This window comes from Mesorhizobium sp. KR9-304 (assembly GCF_040049215.1).
Taxonomy (GTDB): domain Bacteria; phylum Pseudomonadota; class Alphaproteobacteria; order Rhizobiales; family Rhizobiaceae; genus Mesorhizobium_K.
In genome coordinates this window covers 522,026-543,080 of sequence record NZ_JBDZDN010000002.1, presented here as the reverse complement: position 1 = coordinate 543,080, position 21,055 = coordinate 522,026, and the positions used below count along the sequence as shown (strand labels likewise).

General features: G+C 63.8%; 16 protein-coding genes. 6 read left to right on the top strand and 10 right to left on the bottom strand.

What is annotated here, in order from left to right; genetic code table 11:
* Nucleotide 1: 1 nt before the first annotated feature.
* Both ABLE71_RS14900 and ABLE71_RS14895 read right to left on the bottom strand, forming a co-directional pair.
* Nucleotides 2-2,452, bottom strand: coding sequence for an FAD-dependent oxidoreductase (locus tag ABLE71_RS14900; protein WP_348784213.1), 2,451 nt, complete (start codon nt 2,450-2,452; stop codon nt 2-4).
* A gap of 26 nt (nt 2,453-2,478) precedes the next feature.
* The gene (locus ABLE71_RS14895) at nt 2,479-3,072 is read right to left on the bottom strand and encodes an XRE family transcriptional regulator (protein ID WP_348784212.1); all 594 of its coding nucleotides are present in this window, start codon (nt 3,070-3,072) and stop codon (nt 2,479-2,481) included.
* Between the two features lie 172 nt (nt 3,073-3,244).
* Here ABLE71_RS14895 and ABLE71_RS14890 point away from each other — a divergent pair, with 172 nt between their 5' ends.
* Nucleotides 3,245-3,952 carry a nitroreductase gene (locus ABLE71_RS14890; protein ID WP_348784211.1) on the top strand — a complete coding sequence of 236 codons (708 nt, stop codon included), beginning with the start codon at nt 3,245-3,247 and terminating at the stop codon, nt 3,950-3,952.
* 9 nt (nt 3,953-3,961) lie between these two features.
* Here ABLE71_RS14890 and ABLE71_RS14885 read toward each other — a convergent pair whose 3' ends face one another.
* From ABLE71_RS14885 to ABLE71_RS14865, 5 genes are all read right to left on the bottom strand, one after another.
* Nucleotides 3,962-5,992, bottom strand: coding sequence for a CHAT domain-containing protein (locus ABLE71_RS14885; protein WP_348784210.1), 2,031 nt, complete (start codon nt 5,990-5,992; stop codon nt 3,962-3,964).
* Between the two features lie 79 nt (nt 5,993-6,071).
* On the bottom strand, nt 6,072-6,656 hold the full coding sequence (gene soxG / locus ABLE71_RS14880) for a sarcosine oxidase subunit gamma family protein (RefSeq protein ID WP_348784209.1): 585 nt from the start codon (nt 6,654-6,656) through the stop codon (nt 6,072-6,074).
* A complete protein-coding gene (locus tag ABLE71_RS14875) occupies nt 6,649-9,624 on the bottom strand; it encodes a sarcosine oxidase subunit alpha family protein (RefSeq protein WP_348784208.1) in 2,976 nt (991 codons plus the stop codon). Before ABLE71_RS14875 ends, soxG begins: the two co-directional genes overlap by 8 nt.
* On the bottom strand, nt 9,621-9,917 hold the full coding sequence (locus tag ABLE71_RS14870; protein WP_348784207.1) for a sarcosine oxidase subunit delta: 297 nt from the start codon (nt 9,915-9,917) through the stop codon (nt 9,621-9,623). Before ABLE71_RS14870 ends, ABLE71_RS14875 begins: the two co-directional genes overlap by 4 nt.
* Before the next feature lie 69 nt (nt 9,918-9,986).
* On the bottom strand, nt 9,987-11,246 hold the full coding sequence (locus ABLE71_RS14865; protein ID WP_348784497.1) for a sarcosine oxidase subunit beta family protein: 1,260 nt from the start codon (nt 11,244-11,246) through the stop codon (nt 9,987-9,989).
* A 189-nt stretch (nt 11,247-11,435) separates the two neighbouring features.
* On the opposite strand from ABLE71_RS14865, the gene ABLE71_RS14860 reads away from it, so the two are divergent.
* From ABLE71_RS14860 to ABLE71_RS14845, 4 genes are all read left to right on the top strand, one after another.
* Nucleotides 11,436-13,910, top strand: coding sequence for a mechanosensitive ion channel family protein (locus ABLE71_RS14860; RefSeq protein ID WP_348784206.1), 2,475 nt, complete (start codon nt 11,436-11,438; stop codon nt 13,908-13,910).
* Nucleotides 13,911-14,040: 130 nt separating this feature from the next.
* Complete coding sequence (locus ABLE71_RS14855) at nt 14,041-14,304, top strand: hypothetical protein (protein ID WP_348784205.1); 264 nt, start codon at nt 14,041-14,043, stop codon at nt 14,302-14,304.
* 171 nt (nt 14,305-14,475) lie between these two features.
* On the top strand, nt 14,476-17,037 hold the full coding sequence (locus ABLE71_RS14850) for an FAD-dependent oxidoreductase (RefSeq protein ID WP_348784204.1): 2,562 nt from the start codon (nt 14,476-14,478) through the stop codon (nt 17,035-17,037).
* 115 nt (nt 17,038-17,152) lie between these two features.
* Nucleotides 17,153-17,959 carry a DUF1194 domain-containing protein gene (locus tag ABLE71_RS14845; protein WP_348784496.1) on the top strand — a complete coding sequence of 269 codons (807 nt, stop codon included), beginning with the start codon at nt 17,153-17,155 and terminating at the stop codon, nt 17,957-17,959.
* A 27-nt stretch (nt 17,960-17,986) separates the two neighbouring features.
* On the opposite strand, the gene ABLE71_RS14840 is transcribed toward ABLE71_RS14845, so the two are convergent.
* The 3 genes from ABLE71_RS14840 to ABLE71_RS14830 form a co-directional block, all read right to left on the bottom strand.
* Nucleotides 17,987-18,925: a GlxA family transcriptional regulator gene (locus tag ABLE71_RS14840; RefSeq protein ID WP_348784495.1), complete on the bottom strand. Its 939-nt coding sequence runs from the start codon at nt 18,923-18,925 to the stop codon at nt 17,987-17,989.
* Between the two features lie 329 nt (nt 18,926-19,254).
* Nucleotides 19,255-19,392 (bottom strand): hypothetical protein, encoded by a 138-nt coding sequence (locus ABLE71_RS14835; protein WP_348784203.1) that lies wholly within the window; start codon nt 19,390-19,392, stop codon nt 19,255-19,257.
* A 340-nt stretch (nt 19,393-19,732) separates the two neighbouring features.
* The gene (locus ABLE71_RS14830; protein ID WP_348784202.1) at nt 19,733-19,918 is read right to left on the bottom strand and encodes a hypothetical protein; all 186 of its coding nucleotides are present in this window, start codon (nt 19,916-19,918) and stop codon (nt 19,733-19,735) included.
* Nucleotides 19,919-20,146: 228 nt separating this feature from the next.
* On the opposite strand from ABLE71_RS14830, the gene ABLE71_RS14825 reads away from it, so the two are divergent.
* The gene (locus ABLE71_RS14825) at nt 20,147-21,046 is read left to right on the top strand and encodes a LysR substrate-binding domain-containing protein (RefSeq protein WP_348784201.1); all 900 of its coding nucleotides are present in this window, start codon (nt 20,147-20,149) and stop codon (nt 21,044-21,046) included.
* The last annotated feature ends 9 nt before the right edge of the window (nt 21,047-21,055 follow it).

The following is a 21,055-nucleotide window of genomic DNA, read 5'->3' as shown; positions in this document are numbered from 1 at the left end:
GTTAAGCTCTCAGCCTCTCGTTCCTGGGATCCCACAGCGGCTCGTCCTTCTGGACCGTCGCGTGATAGCGCTCTCCGAATATCTCTACCTCGACCGTCGTGCCGGGCTCGGTGAGATCGGCGCGCAGCATGCCGAGCGCGATCGATTTGTCCACCCGGTGGCCAAAACCTCCTGACGTAGTCTCGCCGACGATCTTGCCGCCATGCCACAGCGTCGACATGTAAGGCGCGTCGAACTCGCCGGCGTCGACGACCAGCGTGACGAAGCGCTTCTTCACGCCCTGCTGCTTTTCGCTCTGCAGCGCCGCCTTGCCGCGGAAATCAGGCTTGTCCCATTTGACGAAACGCTCGAGCCCGCCCTGCAGCATCGTGTAGTCGGTCGAGAGGTCCTGTTTCCAGGCACGGTAGCCTTTTTCAAGCCGAAGCGAATCCAGCGCGAGCATGCCGAACGGCTTCAGGCCATGCTTCTGCCCGGCCTCCCAGACCGCATCGAAGATCGCCGGCGTATCCTCGACCTTCGAGTGGATTTCCCAGCCAAGCTCTCCGGCGAAGGAGACCCGCACGAGCTGGCACCACCGACCAGCGATCTGGACCGACTGATGCGACAGCCAGGGGAGGGAAAGGTCGGCGTCGCATATTTCGGCAAGGATCGCCCTCGAGTTCGGACCGGAAAGGATCTGGCAGGCAAAGGCATCCGTGACATTTTGCAGAGTCATTCGAGTCTGTTGCGGAAGATGCTTCTCAAGCCACTCGAAGTCGTGAAGCTCTGCCACGGAAGCGGTGATCAGGAAGAAGAGATCCTCTTCGATCGCCATGATCGACATCTCGGTGACAATGCGGCCCTTGTCGTCGGCGAAATAGCCGAGGCCGATCTTGCCGGGTTTTGGCACGAGGCCCGTAATCATGGTGGAGAGCCATTCCCGCGCGCCTTCGCCCTGCAGCCGGAAACGCGAGAAGCCGGGCAGGTCGAGAATGCCGGCCGCGTCGCGCACTGCGAGGCACTCCTCGCGTACCCGTTTTTCCCATGGACCGTTGCGCCGGAAGGTCAGCGTGCTTTCCTCCGAAATGTCGTCGCCTTGCTTGAAGTACCAGGTCGCGCGCTCCCAGCCATTGTAGGCGTTGAACTGCGCTCCCAATCCCGCGATCCTGTCGTGGATCGGCGACAGCTTTCGCCCTCGTGCGGCGGGCCAGGCATGGCGCGGGAAATTGATCGCGTATTCGTTGCCGTAGATTTCCATGCCCTTGGCTACGGCATAGTCCGGCTCGGCGGCGAAGGCGGTGAAGCGGCGCGGGTCGCAGGACCACATATCCCATTCGGTCTGGCCTTCTGTCACCCATTCGGACAGCACCTTGCCGGCGCCGCCGGCCTGGGCAATGCCGAAGGTGAAGACGCAGGCCTCGAAGGCGTTGGGCACGCCGGGCATCGGCCCGATCAGCGGATTGCCGTCCGGCGCATAGGGGATTGGGCCGTTGATCACCTTGGAGAGGCCGGCGGTGCCGAGGATCGGTACGCGTGCGATTGCGTCGTTGAGATAATGCTCCAGCCGCTCCAGATCGTCCGGGAAAAGCTGGAACGAGAAATCCTCCGGCATCGGGTCGTTATGGGTTGCCCAGTGCGCGCGGCAGTTGCGCTCGTAGGGCCCGAGGTTCATGCCGGTCTTTTCCTGCCGCAGATAGTACGACGTGTCGACGTCGCGCAGCAGCGGCAGCTTGTGGCCGACCTCCTTCGTCCAGGCGGCGAGTTCGGGGATCTCCTCGAACAGGATATACTGATGGCTCATCACCATCATCGGCACCTTGCGGCCGAAGAGCGCCCCGACTTCCGCCGCACGATAGCCGCCAGCGTTGACGATATATTCGCAGCGGATTTCACCCTTGGGCGTCTCGATCGCCCATTCGCCGTTCTCGCGGCGAGCGCCGGTCACCGGGCAGAAGCGGATGATCTTCGCGCCCATGTCGCGCGCGCCCTTGGCCAGCGCCTGCGTCAGCTGCGCCGGGTCGATGTCGCCATCGCTCGGATCGTAGAGCGCGCCCTTGAGCTCATGCGTCTCGATGAAAGGATAGCGCCGCCTGATTTCATCGAGCCCGACAACGTCGATGTCCATGCCCTGATAGCGGCCCATGCCCTTGGCGCGCTGGAATTCCTGCATGCGCTCGCTGGTGTGGGCGAGCCGCAACGAGCCGGTGACGTGGTAGTTCATCGGATAGTCGACCGCCTTCGCCAGCTCGCGATAAAGCTCGGTCGAATAGCGCTGCATGTTCATCAGCGACCAGGAGGACGAGAAGGTCGGCACGTTGCCGGCCGCGTGCCAGGTCGAGCCGGAAGTCAGCTCGTTCTTTTCCAAGAGCACGCAGTCGGTCCACCCGGCCTTGGCCAGATGATAGAGCGAGGACACGCCGACCGCGCCGCCTCCAATGATCACCACACGCGCGGTCGAAGGAATTTCCGCCACTTGCTGTCCTCTTTCGATTGTTCCGCTCAGTACACCGGCGGCGACACGACCCAGATCACCACCGCCGGTTCCTTGCCCGGATTTTTCCAGCGGAACGGCTTTGCCTCGAACCGGAAGCTGTCGCCCTCGCCAAGCCGGTGCCAGACGCCGTCGATCTCAATGTCGAAGCGCCCCGACACGACATAGCCGGCCTCCTCGGTCTTGCGGAGCGCGGCCTTGGCCAGTTCGGCGCCCGGCTCGAAGACGGAGCGCAACATCTCGAAACTACCGCCAAGGTCAGGCGACAGAAGCTCCTCCACCAGCCCGGATTCGCTTGTGCCAAGCGAGCGGCGGCTACCGGAGCGGACCACGACGCCGCGCTCCTCGTCGCTCAGCGCCTGGTGGCCGAAAAACAGGCTGAGCGGCACGCCGAAGAATTCGGCAAACGCCCTGAGGTCGGCCAGCGACGGTACGGACAGTCCGCGCTCGACTTGGCTCAGCCAGCCAACCGACCGCTTCAACCTTGCACCGATTTCGGCCAGCGTGAGGCCGCGCGCCTTTCTCAACGCGCGAATGTCGTGCGCAAGTAGCTGCGTGGCGGACAGAGGATCCTCCGGGAGCAATGAACTCTCTGGCGACATGCCGTTCTCGTGAAAAATTAAGCCAGAATTTCACGAAACCCCAACGCAGTGAAAAAATCAAGTATCCTTTCACGCGTGAAGGAAGATTTACTTGCCCCGCCATCGGCGACAATGCCATCCCTTGAGGTGGCCGGACCGTCGGTGATTTGGCGCCTATCCGGGGCGGGATGACATGCTGGCACGGGACAAGAACAAACCGCTGCTCGACGAGACTGCTACCGTTGACGAGGCGATCACCTCGCGGCGCTCAGTGCGCGCTTTCCTGCCAGATGCGGTCCCTGAATCGATGATCCGCGAGATCCTCGACGTCTCGTCCTGGGCGCCCTCCGGCACCAACATGCAGCCCTGGCGCGTCTATGTGACTTCAGGCGAAACCAGGGAGCGTGTGTCCCGCGCGATCCTCGACTCCGGTCTTCGCGCCGAACACGCGAGGGGCGAGTACAAATATTACCCCGACAAGTTCTTCGAGCCCTACTACGCTCGCCGCCGCGCGGTCGGCTACGCGCTCTACGGCCATCTCGGCATCGGCAAGCGCGACGTCGACCAGATGCGCGCGCAGCACGACCGCAACTTCGTGTTCTTCGACGCGCCGGTCGGCATGATCTTCACCATCGACCGCCGGCTGAACCAGGGCTCGTGGGTTGATTACGGCATGTTCCTGCAGAACATCATGATCGCGGCGCGAGCGAGAGGGCTGCACACCTGCCCGCAAGCCGCCTTTGCGCCATATCACCAGCAGATCAGGCCCGTGCTCGGCATTACGGACGACGAGATTGTCGTCTGCGGCATGGCGCTCGGCTACGAGGATGCCTCCAAGCCGGAAAACAGGCTGCGCACAGAGCGTGCGCCGGTCGACGATTGGGCGGTGTTCAGCCGCTAGCGTTCCGGGTCAGGGACCGCCAAAGATCGAGAATGGCGCCCAATAGCGCGGGTGCGCTTGTGCGCCCCCTGTCGCAATCACGTCGAGCAGCGCTTGGCGGTGGGCGAAAGCCAACGGCTTGCCGGACGGAGCTCCCTTCAGTGCGGCGATCATCCGCGTTGTGATCTCCACCGCGGCATCTGATACGACCGGCCAGTGCGACACGACCATCGTCCTTGCGCCTGCGACGAGGAAGGCTTGCGTCAGGCCGGAGTAGCCTTCGTTGTCGGTCGGGCTCGCCGCGCCGGTGTTGCAGGCCGACAGGACGACCAGGTCCGCATCGAGTTTGAGGGTCGCGATCTCGCGGCTGGTCAACAGTCCATCGGTCTCGATGTTCAGGACGAAGGCGCTCCATATGCTCGGCGGCGAAATGAAATCCCGTGTCGGGGTTAGCGCCAGACCGCCCTCGAACGCATCTTCCATCTCCCGCGGCAGCAGGCCGTGGGTGGCGAAAAGCATGATGTCGTAACGGGCCAGCTCCCCGGAGCGCGAGAGCTCCTGCAGCCGTGCCTCATGGGCGGCCGGCCCGACGAGAATGTCGGTCGATGCGGCCGCCAACGCCCGCCCGATGCCTTGTGCCTCAGAAGCGGACTCCGGCAACGGCGCCAGCGTTTCGATATCGCGCGTTTCCCGCGGCCGCCTGTCCCATGAGGCCAAGGCGCGGTAGTCCGGGTTGCCGATGCCGAGGAAGCGCAATCGGGACGGGGAAGCGGTCCTGGGCTTGCCGAGCAGCGCCAGCGTCGGCAGCACGGTCACTGCATGGCGGCGCACGAACCATGCGGCGTCGGCGAAGGTCGTACCGGGACCCGGCGGCTGGGCAACGAGTGCCTCGAAGGGGAATTTCGCAAGCTCGCCATCCACGCTCAACCAGATATGCGTCTTGCCTGACAGGATGGACTGGATATCGAAGAACAGCGTTTCGTAGAGCTCCCAAGCTGTCTCCAGTACCTGTTTCGAGGGCTCGGCGGCTTCTGTCTTCAGCGTCACCGCGCCGCGTCCATTCGCCACGTTCATCGCGCTTCTCAGTCTGGAGATCAGCCCCTCGGCCCCATGCGACGCGAAATCGAGGTTCCTGAACACGAAGCCGCGGCTGGTCACGCAGAAGACATAGAGGTAGGCGTCATTGCCGGCGATGAACGCCACGTAGGCTTCGTCGGCGTCGAGCCGCGCCTTGACCTCGGCAATGCCCAGAGGTTCAGGCAGAAGCACGTTTTTCAGCCCGTCCATATACTCGCCGAGCAAGGCGATCGAGGCCTCCTGGGTTGCGATGTCCTGATTGAGCACCTCGACGTCCTTCACAGTCAGCAGACCCGCTTTGGCCATGTCCTCGCCCATGCGGACGACGATGTTCCGGGCATAGTCGAGCGGGTAGATACGATCGCTGGTCGTCCAGGCGAGGTTGAAGAGGTCGCGCTCCTGTCCGGGCTGCAGACGGTTTTCCTGAAGCTTGCGAAATGCAGCAATGGAAGCCTTGCCGAGCGCTGCCATCTGCGAGATGCGAAACGCCTCGTCGAGCAGCGCCATCTGGTCCGCCACATCGTTGCGGTGCGTGTCGGCGAGAGCGACGAAATCGCGGAAAGCCGCCGTCTGATCGTCGAGGCTTATGGCCGGGTCCGCGCCGCTGAAGAAGACGTAGCCGACCGAACTCTTCCTTGCCAGCGTCACGGCCTTGCGGGCGCTGTCCAGCGCGTTGATGCCATCGCCGGCAATTGACAGAAGCGCCGCCTGGTCGCGATAGAAATCCTGCATTTCGCGACTGTCGGCGCCGTAGCTTGCCTCGATCTTTTGCGCCATGTCGGCGAGTACTGCTCGAGCCTCGATCCTACGCCCCGCAACGGCATGATCGTAGGCTGCCTGACGCAGCGGCTTCAACGCTGGTTCGAGGGTGGGAAAGGTCTGGTTGCGCGGCGGCGTCAGCCCTGCCGCCGTGGCAGCGTCTGCGAAGGCCAGCACCGCAAGCCCGACAAACCAGAGAAGTCTTGCGCCCGCTGCAAGCCGCATGCGTGACCCCACCATATCCCGCCCGACCTTAGCAGGGTGATCCAAGGCGCACTATCGCGGCGAGCCGGAAATGCGGTGACTACCGAACCTCGTAGCCGACCTCTTCGCTCGCGTGGCAGAGTGAATTCCAGAACGAACGTGCGAAAGACCGGAAGACGTACACGTCGAACTGGTCCACGCCCGTGCGCTGGATCTGCGCGAAGATGTCGTGGTGCACCGTCGACAGGCCCGAGCCGAGCGGAAAGGCCGGCAGCGAGAAATCGATGGCGAAGAATTTGCCCAGCACCCACTCCGCTTTGGAGCCGCCGATCCTGATCGCGGTGCGTCCATGCGAAAGATCGGTGACGGTTCCCGTTTCGGCGGAGACGGCATTGGCAAGGGACGCCGCCAGGCCCTCGTCCTGATCGACGACGAGGAATTTTCCCGGCGCGAAGCCGAAGGCGGCTTTCGTGTCGGTCGAGACGCCGCTGCCCGCGCCGTCGGGGACCGCCAAGCCCATGACATCGTCAATCGCGGAGGTCATCGCGCTCTCGCTCCCCCGCCAGGCGGCGAGCTGCACGATCGAGCCCGGCTCAACCTCGGAAAGGCGAACGCCGATGCCGCCGGGGGCGGGGTGGCTGCCCGGCCGCAGCACCGGCGCAAGCGGCGAGAGCTGGTCAACCATGCATGCGCTTCCCTTCGGGATCGTAGAAATGGTGGCTGACGATCTCGACCGGCCCGAAACGCTTGCGCAGCGGGTCGGAGATGAATGCCCGCGTGCCGCGCAGCTCCTTGCCTGCCTTCACCAGCGCCAGCCCGATATGCCGCCCAAGCGCCGGCGAGTAGCAGGCCGCGGTCATATGGCCGATCGAGCCATGCGGGTTGTCACGGTCGAGTTCTTCCATGATATGCGAGCCGCCGTTGAGCGGTAGATTGTCGAGCGACATGATGCCGACGAGCTGCAGCCGGTCGGGCGCGGTCAGCCCTTCGCGATCCATCATCATCGAGCCGACGAACGGCTTCTTCTTCGACAGCATCCAGTCGAGATGCAGGTCGCGCGCCGTGACACGGCCGTCGATCTCGGCGCCGGTAACGTGCCCCTTCTCGATACGCATCGTGCCGAGAGCTTCCAGCCCGTAAGGCACCAGGCCGAACGCCTTGCCGACCTCGATCAGCGCTTCCCAGACATGGGTGCCGTGGCCCGCGCCGGAATAGACCTCGTAGGCCAGTTCGCCCGAGAAGGAGAGGCGGCAGATCATCACCGGCGCGCCTGATATCTCGCCGTACACGATGCCCATGAAGGGCAACGTGTCGTTATCGACTTTGGCGCCGGTCACGCAGGCGGCGAGGATTTCCCGCGACTTCGGGCCTGCGATCGATGCGCCGGCCCATTGGTCGGTGACTGAGGTCAGTTGAACCTTCAGATCGGGCCAGATCACGTCGAGCAGATATTCGAGATGCTGCATGACCTTGCCGGCGTTTGCCGTGGTGGTCGTCATCAGGAAGTCCTGCTCGCCCAGCCGCCAAGTCGTGCCGTCGTCGAGCACGAGCCCATCCTCGCGCAACATCAGCCCGTAGCGCGCCTTGCCCACCGGCAGCGTCGAGAAGGTGTTGGTGTAGACGCGGTCGAGGAAATCTACGGCATCCGGCCCCTGGACCATGATCTTGCCGAGCGTCGAGACGTCGGCGATGCCAGCAGCCTCGCGCGTCGTCTTGGCCTCACGCACATAGGCCTGCTCGACCGTTTCGCCCGGAAGGCCGTAGATCATCGTTCGATGCCACAAGCCAGCCGAATACATCGTCGCGCCATTGGCGATGTGCCAGTCATGCATCGGCGTCAGGCGTTCCGGCCTGATCTCGCCATAACGTTCAGCCGCGAGCGCGCCGATCGTCACCGGCGCGAAGGGGGGGCGAAAGCGCGTGGTGCCAACCTCGGGGATCTGCTTGCCCAACGCGTTCGCCATGATGGCGAGGCCCGGCACATTCGAGGTCTTTCCTTGGTCTGTCGCCATGCCGAGCGTCGTGTAGCGCTTGAGATGCTCGACCGACTGGAAGCCCTCGCGGTGGGCGAGGCGTACGTCGTCTGCTGTCACGTCGTGCTGGAAGTCGACGAAAGCCTTTCCGCCCGCCTCGATTTCGAAGACAGGGGCGGGGGCAATGTCCAGTTCGTAGCTGATCACATCCGGCACAGCGTCGGCTGTCTTGCCGCCGGCAGCAAGACCTTCGGCGAGGGCAGCCTCAAGCGCGAACGTGCCGTTGAAGCCGCCGGCGCCGATCCAGCCGTCGGCGTTTTTCGGCGGCAGGAAAGCCTGCAGCCTTTCGCTCCATTCCGCCTTCGCGCCGGCCTGGCTAGCGAGATTGATGACCGGCGACCAACCTCCCGACACCAACAGGCAATCCGCCTCGATCGTTCGCGCGTCGCCGCTGAGCGTGCCGGTCTCGGCATGGAAGCCCTGCACCTTGATGCCGGTCAGCGCTTTGCCGCCTTCGGTGCCGACAACCGCGCGTACGGTCAGGATTTCGGCGCCGGTGCGAACCGCGAGTTCACGCGCCGCAGATGATATGTCCGCGCGCACGTCGACAATCGCAACAATGCGGCAACCCGCTTCCCGCAAAGCCAGGGCGGAGCGGTAGGCGCCGTCGTTGTTGGTGAAGACGGCGACCTTCTCGCCTGGCAGCACGCCGTATTCGCCGGCGTAGCGCTCCGCTGCGCTCGCCAGCATGACGCCCGGGCGGTCGTTGCCAGGGAAAACCAGCGGACGCTCGAAGGCGCCGGTCGCCAGCACGACCTTGCCCGCGCGGATCGTCCAGTGGCGGTGGCGCGGTTCGCCCTTGCGCGTCGAAGACTTGTGGTCGGCGACACGCTCCAGCGCTGCGATCGTGTTGCCGTCGTAATAGCCCCAAGCGGTCGTGCGCGGCAGCAGCGTCACGTTCGCCAGTTCGGAAAGTTCATGCGCGAGGCCCGCCACCCATTCATTCGCCGGCCGCGCGTCGATCGTCTCGCCGGACCAGTTGGCGGAACCGCCGAAGCGCGCGGCCTGCTCGGCGACCACCACGCGCGCACCGCTTGCCGCCGCAGCCTTTGCCGCTATCAGGCCGGCCGGACCCGAACCGACTACCAGCACGTCGCAGAAGGCATTCATGCGCTCGTAGCGCGACGAGTCGGGGGCTGCGCTGGCGCTGCCAAGGCCCGCCGCGCGGCGAATGAAATGTTCGCAGAACATCCAGAAGCGCGTACCCTTCAATGGCCCGAATACCGGACCCATGAAGGTCTTGTAGTAGAAGCCCGCGCCGAGGATTTTGCTGCCGAGTTGGTTGACCGCGCCGATGTCGAAGCCGAGCGTCGGAAAGCGGTTCTGGCTGACGACCTTCAGGCCATCATGGATTTCCAGCATGGTCGCCTGGATGTTCGGCTCGCGCGCCTCGCCGCGCAGCACCGTGACCAGTGCGTTGGGCTCGTCGACGCCGGCGGCAAGCACGCCGCGCGGACGGTGATATTTGAACGAGCGGCCGAACAGCGACACGCCATTGGCAAGCAACGCCGACGCCAACGTGTCGCCCGGATGGCCGGTGAAATCCTGGCCGTCGAAGCTGAAGCGGATGGAGCGCGAACGGTCGACCAGACCGCCGCTCATGGCGCGGCGCGGGCTCATGCCGGCGTCTCCGCCTTGCGCCGTCCATGCGGCCTGCCGTGGTCGCGCGCGAAGGCCACGCTCAGGATCTTGTGAGTCACAGTGTTGCGAACGATCCTTAGATGCGCGCGGCAGCCGCCGGAGTGCTGCCAAATCTCATCGTGGTCGCCGGCAGTGTTAACGCGGTCGTAGACATAGGCGTTCCAAGCCGCCTGGTCGGTCGAGGCCTGGTCGGGGCGCGTGCGTCCGCCTTCGCCCTGATAGACGAATTCAGATGAGTCGCGAGGGCCGCAATAGGGGCAGGTGATGATCATCTGTCTCGTCCCTAAAGCAATTCCAGGAAAAGTGCGTAGCGGTTTTCCGTCCGGAATTGCGTAACTTATCTAGTGCAAATTGGGCGTCGCGCCCTGACCCTTGTCGTCGATCAGTATGCCGCGGTGAAAGCGGTCGAGCGTGAAGGCGGCGTTCAGCGGGTGCGGCTCGTCCTTCGCTATTGTGTGGGCAAAGCACCAGCCCGATGCCGGCGTCGCCTTGAAGCCTCCGTAGCACCAGCCGCAGTTGAGATACATGCCGGGCAGGGGGCCGGTCGTGATGATCGGCGAGCCGTCCATAGACATGTCGCAGATGCCGCCCCAGGAGCGCAACATGCGCACACTGGCGAGCCCTGGAAACAGCGCCAGCATCTCCGAGTGCACTTCCTCGACCAGAGGCAGGCTGCCGCGCTGGGCATAGCTGTTGTAGCCGTCGAGCGCGCCGCCGTAGATCAGGCCGCCCTTGTCGGACTGCGCCACATAAAAGTGACCCATGCCGAAGGTCAGCACCGTGTCGAGGATAGGTTTCAGCGATTCCGAGACGAAGGCCTGGAGCACCTGGCTTTCAATCGGCATCGTCTCGAAACCGGCAAGCCTCATGACCCTGCCGGTGCTTCCGGCCACGGCAACAGCCACCTTCTTCGCCTTGATCTCGCCGCGCGTGGTCGAGACACCCGTCACCCGGTCGCCGTCGCGCAGGAAACCCGTCACCTCGCAATTCTCGACGATGTCGACGCCGCGGCGATCGGCGCCGCGCGCATATCCCCAGGCGACGGCGTCGTGCCGGGCTGTTCCAGCGCTCCGCTGCATGACGCCGCCGATGATCGGAAAGCGAGCCGATCTCGAAACGTCGAGCGCCGGCACGAGGCGTCTGACCTGCTCGACCGTCATCAGCTCGGAATCGATGCCCGAGTGGCGCAGCGCATTGCCGCGGCGGACATATTCGTCGAGCTGCCCCGGCGTGTGCGCGAGGTTCAGGCAGCCGCGCTGCGAGAACATCACGTTGTAGTTGAGTTCGTGGGAGAGGTTCTCCCACAGGTCCATCGAATGTTCGTAGAAGCGATGGTTTTCCGGCAGCAGGTAGTTGGAGCGCACGGCTGTCGTGTTGCGGCCGACATTGCCCGAGCCGAGATAACCCTTCTCGATCACGGCGACGTTGGTGATGCCGTGCTCCTTGGCGAGGTAGTAGGCGGTCGCCAGACCGTGGCCGCCGCCACCGATGACGATCACATCGTAACTCGGCTTTGGTTCCGGCTTTCGCCACGCCGGCTTCCAGTCGCGATTGCCGGTCAGCGCGTTCCTGAGCAGCGTATAGGCCGAATATTCCCGCATCATGCCGTGTCCGTTGTGGCAGGCGCCGACTATAGACCTGCATTCTTGCGCGAAGACCAGAATTGCGCCATCGCCTTTCGCATGGCCGACCCAGCCGGATCAAGGCGGCTTGCCCGTCCGCGCATGGGTCTTTATCAAGGGTTGCGCAGGGAAGCGGCCCGGCCCGGGCCGCCGAGTCGCAGAGATACGATGCCTTTCGTCCGCCTTTGGCGCGCACTCCTCCTCTCAATTGTCGCCGTTGCGCTCGGTGTGTCGGGGGCGTTCGCGCAGGGCATCGGCAATACCGGCAATCCGCTGATCGAGCAGCAGCGCGGGATCATCCAGGCATATTCCGCCCGGGCGGACGAACTGGAGAAGCAGATCGCGGCCCATGCCGAGCACGACGGCCAACTCGTCGAGGTCAGGCTCAAGCTCGAAGCGCTGGCGCGCGAACTGCTTGCGAGCGCGGTCGCCTTCCGCCCGCGGCTGGCGGAAATCAATGCGCGGCTCGATCAGCTGGGGCCGGCGCCGCCGGAGGGCCAGCAGGAACTCGACATCGTCGCGGCGGAGCGCGCCGGCCTGATCGCCGAGAAAGGCGAGATCAACGCCGTGCTCGGCCTCGCCGAATCCCTCTCCATCCGCGTCAACGGGATGATCGAGAAGATCGGCACGATGCGCAGCGAGTTGTTCCGCAACGTGCTCACCAAGCGCTACTCGCTCACCGATGCGTTCGACAGCGAGCTCCTGAAGGACGTCAGCGAAGAATATTGGAGCTTCTACCGGGCGGTGTCGTCCTGGCTCCGCTTCGTCGTCCAGTACAAATTCCAGTCCGTGCTTGCAGCGACCTTCTTCGCCCTCGTCGCTGCCGCGGTGCTGCTGGTGGGCGGCAGGCGGGTTTTCGGCAGACTGTTCGTCACCGATCCGCCGGCGGAGGACCTTTCCTACCTCAGCCGCTTGTCCGTCGCGTTCTGGTCCACGCTCCTGCCAACCATGGCGGTCGCGGTCTTCCTGCTCGCCACGCTTTTTTTCTTCAACTATTTCAACGTCCTGCGCGGCGATATCGGAATCTATCTCACTTCCCTTTTCGGGGTCATCGGGATCGTCTTCTGCGTCAACAGGCTGGCGAACGCGGCACTGGCGCCGAAACTGCCGAACTGGCGCCTGATCGCAATCGATTCGCGCACCGCCTGGCAGTTGATCGCGATCGTCACCGCCATGGCGGTGGTGATCGGCTTCAACAGTTTCCTCGCCGTCGTCAACAACACGATGGGATCGCCGCTGTCGCTGACGATCGCCAGGAGCTTCTTGGCCGCGACCATAGTTGGCGTCCTGCTCATCCTGATCGGCCTGCTGCGCGACGAGCACGGCCAGTGGCGGCCGTGGCGCGCCTGGTTGCGCTATACCGCGATCGGACTGGGCGTGTTCATCATCCTGACCGCGCTGCTCGGCTACATCGGCCTTGCAACCTTCGTTTCGATGCAGGTCGTGGTGACGGGCACTGTTCTGATCACCGCCTATATCGGGTTCCTTTCGGCGCGCGCGATCGGCGCGGAGGGCGGATTCGCGGAGACATCGATCGGCCGCTGGCTTGCGGCTAAGTCGACTACGGATGCGACCACGCTCGACCAGATCGGTCTGATCGTCAGCCTGCTCATCAACCTGATGGTGCTGTTGCTCTTCCTGCCGCTGATCCTGTTCATGTGGGGGTTCCAACCCGGCGACATCCAGGCGTGGGCGTATAAACTGGGCGCCGGCTTCAGCATCGGAACCTTCCGCTTCTCGCCAACCGGCATACTCACCGGCATCGTCGTTTTCGTCATCGGCTATTTCGTTACGCGCTGGTTCCAGGCCTGGCTGGACGGATCGGTGATGGCGCGCGGCCGGCTCGACACCGGCGTTCGCAACTCCATCCGTACGGTCGTCGGCTATGCCGGATTGGCGTTGGCAACCCTCATCGCGATCTCGTCGGCCGGCATTGATCTGTCGAGTTTCGCCCTGGTTGCCGGCGGCCTGTCGCTCGGCATCGGCTTCGGTCTGCAGAACGTCGTGTCGAATTTCGTCTCGGGCCTGATCCTGCTCGCAGAGCGGCCCTTCAAGGCGGGCGACTGGATCGTTGCCGGCAACGTTTCGGGCACCGTCAAGAAGATCAGCGTCCGCGCCACCGAGATCGAGACGTTCCAGCGCCAGAGCGTCATCCTGCCGAATTCGGAACTGATCAACTCGGCGGTCGGCAACTGGACGCACCGCAACAAGCTCGGGCGCGTCGACGTCAAGGTCGGGGTTGCCTACGGTACCGACGTGAAGCGCGTCCACGCACTGCTGCTTGATATCGCGAAGAACCATCCGCTTGTTCTCAAGAATCCCGAGCCTTTCGTACTCTTTGCCAATTTCGGGCCGACCGCCCTGGAGTTCGAGGTGCGCGTCTTCCTGGCGGATGTTCTCAACGGCGGCACCGTCCAGAACGATATACGGTTCTCTATCCTGGAGACTTTCGAAGGCGAAGGCATCGAGATTCCTTCCGCTCCGCGCGCGGAGTTCCCCAAACAGCAAGACCGCTGGCCGACGGACGACGAGCGGGACGAGGCCGGGCTGATCGAAGAGAGGGCGCAGGAGGCGGCCGCGATGGCCGAACGGAAGGCGGCAAGACGCAGGGGCGGGCGGCCGCGCAAGCCGGATCCCGGCTGAGAACAGCGAGCGCCGCCCGATTGTGGCATGAACGGGGCATTCAGTTGCCGTTCAGACAACTTCTCCTATAAGGTTCTCGAAAAGGGCAAAAAGCCCTGAAACAGAGGCGGTGGGAACCACCGGTACGGTTATGATGAAGACCCTTGTAGCCATGTTTGCCCTGGTCGCCGCTGGCGCGTCGGCGCAGGCCGCGAGCGCCGTCAATCTTGACCAGGAGCCGCGTACGCTGATCGTCACCGAGGGCGGCAACAAGTCCGAACTCTCGCTGGGCGGAGGCGAGAGCATGGATTTCTGCCCGAGCGGCTGCTTCGTCACCATGCCCAATGGCGATATCGAAGCGCTGACCGGCAGCGAGACGATCGAGATCTCCGGCGGCCAGGCGCGCATCAAGTAGGCCGCCCGCCAGGCACCACATACGACGGTAAGGCCGGGTTCACCTCCCGGCCTTTGTATTTGGGCCGGTTCTGGTCGCGCGGCCTTTCGGCAATGTCGCAAACAGGCTTCAACCTGGCCGCCGCGCCGCCCTATAGTCTGCCCGCAAAATCCCCCTTCGGAGTCGTGGGCAATGGCAGAGTTTCCGGCAAAGGCGAAGGTCGTCATCATCGGGCTGGGCGGCATCGTCGGCGCGTCGATAGCCCACCACCTGATTGAGCGCGGCTGGGACGACATCGTCGGCATCGACAAGTCGGGCATCCCCACCGATATCGGCTCCACAGCCCACGCCTCCGACTTCTGCTACATGACCAGCCACGACTTCCTGTCGTGCTGGACATCGCTCTATTCCATTGATTTCTACGGCAAGCTCGGCCACTACGAGCGCATCGGCGGCCTCGAGGTCGCCCGCGTCGGCGACGACGCGCGCATGGACGAAATCAGGCGCAAGGTGTCCTCCGGCAAGGCCTTCGGCACGCGCGCGCGGCTGATCGATCCCGCCGAAATCAAGGAAAAGTTCCCTCTGATCGAGGAGGGCAAGGTCCAGGGCGGCCTCTGGGACCCGGATGCAGGCCTGGTCATCCCGCGTTCGCAGACCGTTGCCGGCAAGCTTGTCGACCAAGCCGAGAAGTCGGGCAAGCTGAAGGCCTTCGCCAACACGCCGGCGAAGTCGCTGGTCGTCGAGAACGGCCGCATCAAGGGGGTGGTGACCGACCGCGGCACGATCGAAGCCGACTATGTGGTGGTCTGCGCCGGCCTCTGGGGCAGGCTGATCGCCGAGATGGCGGGCGAGGACCTGCCCGTCATGCCGGTCGACCATCCACTCACTTTTTTCGGTCCCTATACGGAGTTCGCTGGCACCGGCAAGGAGATCGGCTATCCGCTGCTGCGCGACCAGGGCAATTCGGCCTACATGCGCGACACCGGCGATCCGACCACGTCGGAGGGCGGCATGATCGAGTGGGGCTACTACGAGGAGACGAACCCGCGCCTATGCCACCCGCGCGACATTCTCGAAAAGCACCAGGCGCGGCTTTCCCCTTCGCAGCGCGACCTCGACATGGAACAGATCATCGAGCCGCTGGAGCGGGCGATCGAACTGACGCCGATTCTTGCCGAACTCGGCTATGACGAGCGGCGCTCGTTCAACGGCCTGCTGCAGGTGACGGCGGATGGCGGCCCGTCGATCGGCGAGAGCCAGAAGGTGAGGGGGCTGTGGTACGCCGTCGCCATCTGGGTCAAGGATGCTCCGGGATTCGGCAAGCTTGTTGCCGACTGGATGACGGACGGGCGCACCGAGATCGATCATGCGAAGATAGACTATTCGCGCTTCTACCCGCACCAGATTCGGGAGGACTTCATCGCGAGCCGCTGCGGCGAGGCGGCGCAGAAGGTCTACAACCCGGCGGTCCATCCGCGCGAACCCTATGCGACCGGCCGCAACATCAAGCGGTCGCCGTTCTACGAACGCGAGAAGGAACTCGGCGGCTATTTCATGGAGCTCGGCGGCTGGGAGCGGGCGCATGGCTATGCCGCCAACGAGCACCTGCTGGAGAAATACGGCAACCGCGTGCCGCTACGTGAGAACGAGTGGGACAGCCGCCACTTCTGGCGCGTGTCGAACGCCGAGCACCTCGCCATGAGCGAGGATTGCGGCATCGTCAACCTTTCCCACTTCCACATGGTCGACATCGAAGGCCCGGACCATGTCGAGCTGCTCGAATGGCTGTGCGCGGCCAGGATCGGGGGCGACGCCAACATCGGCAAGGGCATATACACCCACTTCCTCGACGACGAGGGCATGGTGCGCGCCGACTTCACCGTCTTCCGCCTCGCCGACCGTTGCCGCCTGGTCAACGGCGCCGATGCCGGCCCCCGCGACTTCCACTACATGAAGCGCGTGGCCGATGATCGCGGGCTCGACGTCACCATCACCGACACGTCGGAAAAATACATCACCATCGGCATCTGGGGCCCGAACGCCCGCGACACGCTGAAGAAGGCCGTCGCCGACCCGGCAGGTCTTGATCCGGAGAATTTCGGCTTCGCCGCAATCAAGCCGATAGAAATATCCGGCAAGAACGTGACCGCCTTCCGCATCTCCTATGTCGGCGAGCAGGGATGGGAGCTGCACATGCGCTACGAGGACGGTCTCGCCGTCTGGGACGCGTTGCGCTCGACCGGGGTGATGGCCTTCGGCGTCGAGACCTATGCCAACTCGCGCCGTATGGAAAAGAGCCTCAGGCTCCAGAACGCAGACCTGCTCACGGAATACAATCTGATCGAGTCCGATCTCGCCCGGCCGAAGGTCAAGGATGTCGATTTCCGCGGCAGGGCGAAACATCTGGAATACAAGGCGCGGGACCACCAGCCGGCGATGCTGTGCACGCTGGTCATGACGGACAATACGGACTCGAAGGGCGTCGCCCGATATCCTGTCGGATCGATGCCTGTGATGGATCCGGAAACAGGTGAGACCCTGGTCGACGAACTCGGCCGCCGTTCCTTTACCACGTCGGTCGCCTACGGCCCGACGATCGGCAAGAACATCGCGCTTGCCTACCTGCCGTGGTCGTATTGCCAGGAGGGCCGCAAGCTGACCGTCGAATATTTCGGCGAGGCCTACCCGGTCGAAGTGGCGGCCGTCGGCTACAAGCCGCTCTACGACCCAGACAACCTCAAGCCGCGAAGCTGAGGCGGCCAGCGCCGCGGCCGGGCTGTCCGGATACGCTTGGGGATACACGAGATTGTGAGCGGCGTCCGCTGTTCGTCTGGCGCACAATCCCGCCATGCTACGCCGTGCCCGCATAATGCTTGCGGCTGTCGCCGCAATCCTTGCCGGACCCGCTTGGGCGGCTGAGCCGGTCGATGTCGAACTCGTCCTTGCCGTCGATGTCTCGCTGTCCATGTCGCCCATGGAACTGGAGATCCAGCGCAACGGCTATGCGGCCGCGCTGGTCCATGACCGCGTGCTGCAGGCGATCGCCGACGGCGCTTACGGCAAGATAGCGGTGACCTATTTCGAATGGGCTGGCGTCACCTCGCACAAGGTCGTCGTGCCCTGGACGATCATCGCCAACAAAGCTGACGCCGAGCGCGTCGCGACGATGCTGTCGGCCCAGCCGGCAAACAGCGCGCGCCGCACCTCGGTTTCAGCGGCGCTGGGCTTTGGCGCGGATCTCTTCGCGGAGAGCCAGTACCTCGGCATGAAGCGCGTCATCGACATCTCCGGCGACGGTCCCAACAATCAGGGCGAGCCTGTCGAGATGGCTCGCGATGCGGTGGTCGGGCAGGGCATCACGATCAACGGCCTGCCGCTGATGACCACCGGAGGATTCGCGAACGTGTACGACGTCACCAATCTCGACCAATACTACGCGGACTGCGTGATCGGCGGCCCCGGCGCCTTCATGATCCCGGTAAACGACTGGTCGCAATTCCCCGAAGCGGTTCGCCGCAAGCTGGTGCTCGAGCTCGCAGGTCCGTTGTCGCCGGCCTGGCAAACCGAGGAGGCGGAGAATCCTCCGGTAGTGAAGGCACAGGCGTCGCCGCCTGCCGATTGTCTCGTCGGGGAGAAGATGTGGCGCGACCGCAGCTGGATGTGGGATCAGCGGTAGGGCGACGCTGACGGAGATAAGCGGGAACTACGCCGCCAGCAACTGCTTCCTGTCCAGGCGCTCCTGCTGCGGCGAGCGCGAATAGAGCTCACGGTAGCACTTCGAGAAATGCGACGCTGAGACGAAGCCGCAGGCGACCGCCACCTCCACCACCGGCATCGAGGACTGGATGAGCAGGTGGCGCGCGCGGTCAAGCCGGATCTCGAGGTAATAGCGCGCCGGCGAGCGGCCCATCTCGGTGCGGAATAGCCGCTCGATCTGGCGGCGCGACAGGCCGACATGGCCGGCCACCTCGATCAGCGACAACGGCTCCGAAAGATTGGCTTCCATGAGTTCGATGATCGACAGAACCTTGGCGTTCTGGACGCCGAGGCGGGCCCTCAGCGGCAGGCGCTGTCGGTCCGTCGGGCTGCGCACCCGGTCGGTCAGCACCTGCTCGCAGACGCGGTTGACGAGACTGTCGTCGTAATCCTCGCCGATCAGCTTCAGCATCATGTCGAGCGCAGCCGTGCCGCCGGCGCAGGTGTAGATGTTCTGGTCGACCTCGAACAGATCGGCAAAGACATTCGCCTTTGGAAAAGCCTCCGAAAAGCCTGGCAGGTTCTCCCAATGGATGGCGCAGCGCTTGTTGGACAGAAGGCCCGCGGCGGCAAGTATATGCGCGCCCGTGCAGAGTCCGCCGAGCGCGACGCCGCGATTGTATTCCTCGCGCAGCCAGGCGAAGGCGGTGCGGTTGCTGTAGCTCTCGACATTGAGGCCGCTGCAGACGATCACCATGTCGGGACGGTCCGGGCCAGCCATCTTGCGGCGCTCCTCGTCGAGCGAGGTATTGACGGCGCACTCGACGCCGTTCGACGCCTTCACGGGACGCCCGTCCAAGCTCGCCAGCCGCCATTGATAGGCGTCGTAGCCGAGCATCCGGTTCGCCGAGCGCAACGGGTCGAGCGCCGTGGCAAACGCAATCATCGTAAAATCGGGCACAAGAAAGAAGACGAACGACCGTTTGGTCGGAAGCTTGACGGCGCTCAAGTTGGCAACCCCCGGCTGACTATGCCGCGAACAGAATGTCGCTATCAGCAAAGCGCCATCAAAAACCCTTCAATGTCAAGGCATCGAGCGTTCGCCTTCAGACTAAATTTGCGACATGGGTCGCAAATCGGCAAGTCAGGTAATGGGCCGGAATCTGGCAAAAGAAAACCGCCGCGGGCGCCAAGGAGAACCCTGGGCCGGGCGGCGGTCGAGATGCAGGCAAGCGTCCTGGAGGAGGCGCTCGAACCCGCGCTACGGAATTTGTCTCAGGCGAGGAAGCCCAGACGCGCGCCGGCGACGGCGCCGGTCTGGCCAGGCATCGTGCGACCGAGGCGCTGACGCTCCAGCGCGGTGGTCAGGTTCATCTCGCGGCGATTGCCGAACAGGCGGGACAGGAATTTCATGACACGTCTCCATGCATCAAGGTTACACGGGGTGCCTTCGCTGATGAGGAGTGGGGCATCTCGTTGGATGACGCGGATATAGGCGCGCCTGCCGAAATTATAAGCTGCAAATGCGAAGCGGCGCGACGAAAAAACGACATGCGTGAACTGGCAACTACGTCCTGGTACTAGAAATTTACAAATGGTTACAATGGATTACGGCGTAATTCTCCGCGCCATGCGTCTTGTTCATATGCGTCATGCGAGGCCTGCATGGCTGCCTGGTTCGGGTGCAGAAAAAACAAGGCCTGCCGGATGTCGGGGCAACATGCGGCAGGCCGTTGGTTTTGTCGGTTCACGGTTATTTGGTTCCCGCCCAGGAGCCCACACCATGGCGATAGCCGCTGTCCTTGTCGAAGGCGTCGGGCCAGCCGATGTCCTTCTGCAATTCGATCGGCAACGAACGGATGGTCCGCTCCGTGAGATGGCGGGCGCGAGCCGCGCTGAACTCGGTCGCAAAGCGTCCGATGGATGAAAGAATAGACATTTCCACTTCCCTTCTGTTGACCGAACCAATCCGCTGGTCCGGGCGACCTTGAAATAGGGGCCGCTGGTTTCGACATCATTGCGTATCGAAGGCCTCGCTGTTTCGGCTTTGTTGCTGGTCCGGCCAGAGACGAAACCTTCGATAGCGTTGACTATCTCGCGGATATGGTGTTCAATCAAACGAAATGAACTGATGGTTTAGATCAGTTAATTTGAAGGAACGGACCGCATGAACGCCCCGCTCAATCACCCGCTTCCGCTGCTCGACCTCGATGTCCTACGCACCTTCGTGGCCATCGCCGAGACCGGCAGCTTCACCACCGCGGCGACGGCCGTGTTTCGCACGCCATCGGCCGTTTCCATGCAGATCAAGAAGCTCGAGGACATACTCGGGCGCTCGGTCTTTTCGCGCGACGCCCGCTCGGTGACGCTGACGACGGACGGCGAAATGCTGCTCGGCTATGCGCGGCGGATGCTGGCGATCAACCGCGAGGCCGTGGCGAAATTCATCATCCCCGACATTTCCGGCGTGGTCCGCATCGGCTCTCCAGACGATTATGGCGAACGCGTCCTGCCGCATGTGCTGAAGCGCTTCGCCCAGTCGCACCCCTCGATCGCCGTCGACGTGATCATCGACCAGAGCATCAATCTTCGCCGGAGGATGGACGACCGGGCGCTCGACATCACCCTAGTTACCAACTCCTACAAGAACACGATGGCCGGGGCGGAGGTGCTGCTCACCGAGCCGATCGTCTGGGCAGGCGCCAAGGGCGGGTCAGCGCATCTGAGAGAGCCGCTGCCGGTGTCGATCTGGGAAGAAGGTTGCGCATGGCGCGCCGGCGCGCTTGACGCGCTGGGCCGCGACGGACGCAACTACCGCGTCGCCTATATGAGCGCGCATACGGCCGGCCAGCGCTCGGCCATCATGGCGGATCTGGCGGTGGCGCCGCTGCCGAAGTCGTTCCTCGGCTGCGACATGGTCGAACTCACCACCAAGGACGGGCTGCCGGAGATCGGCAAATACAGCCTCGCCATGTTCGTTGCGCCGGACGCCAGCGCACCGGTCAAGGCGGCGGCCGATCACATCCGGGCCACCTTCGAGGTGTTCAAGGAAACCGGTCGGTTCTAGAGCGACAGG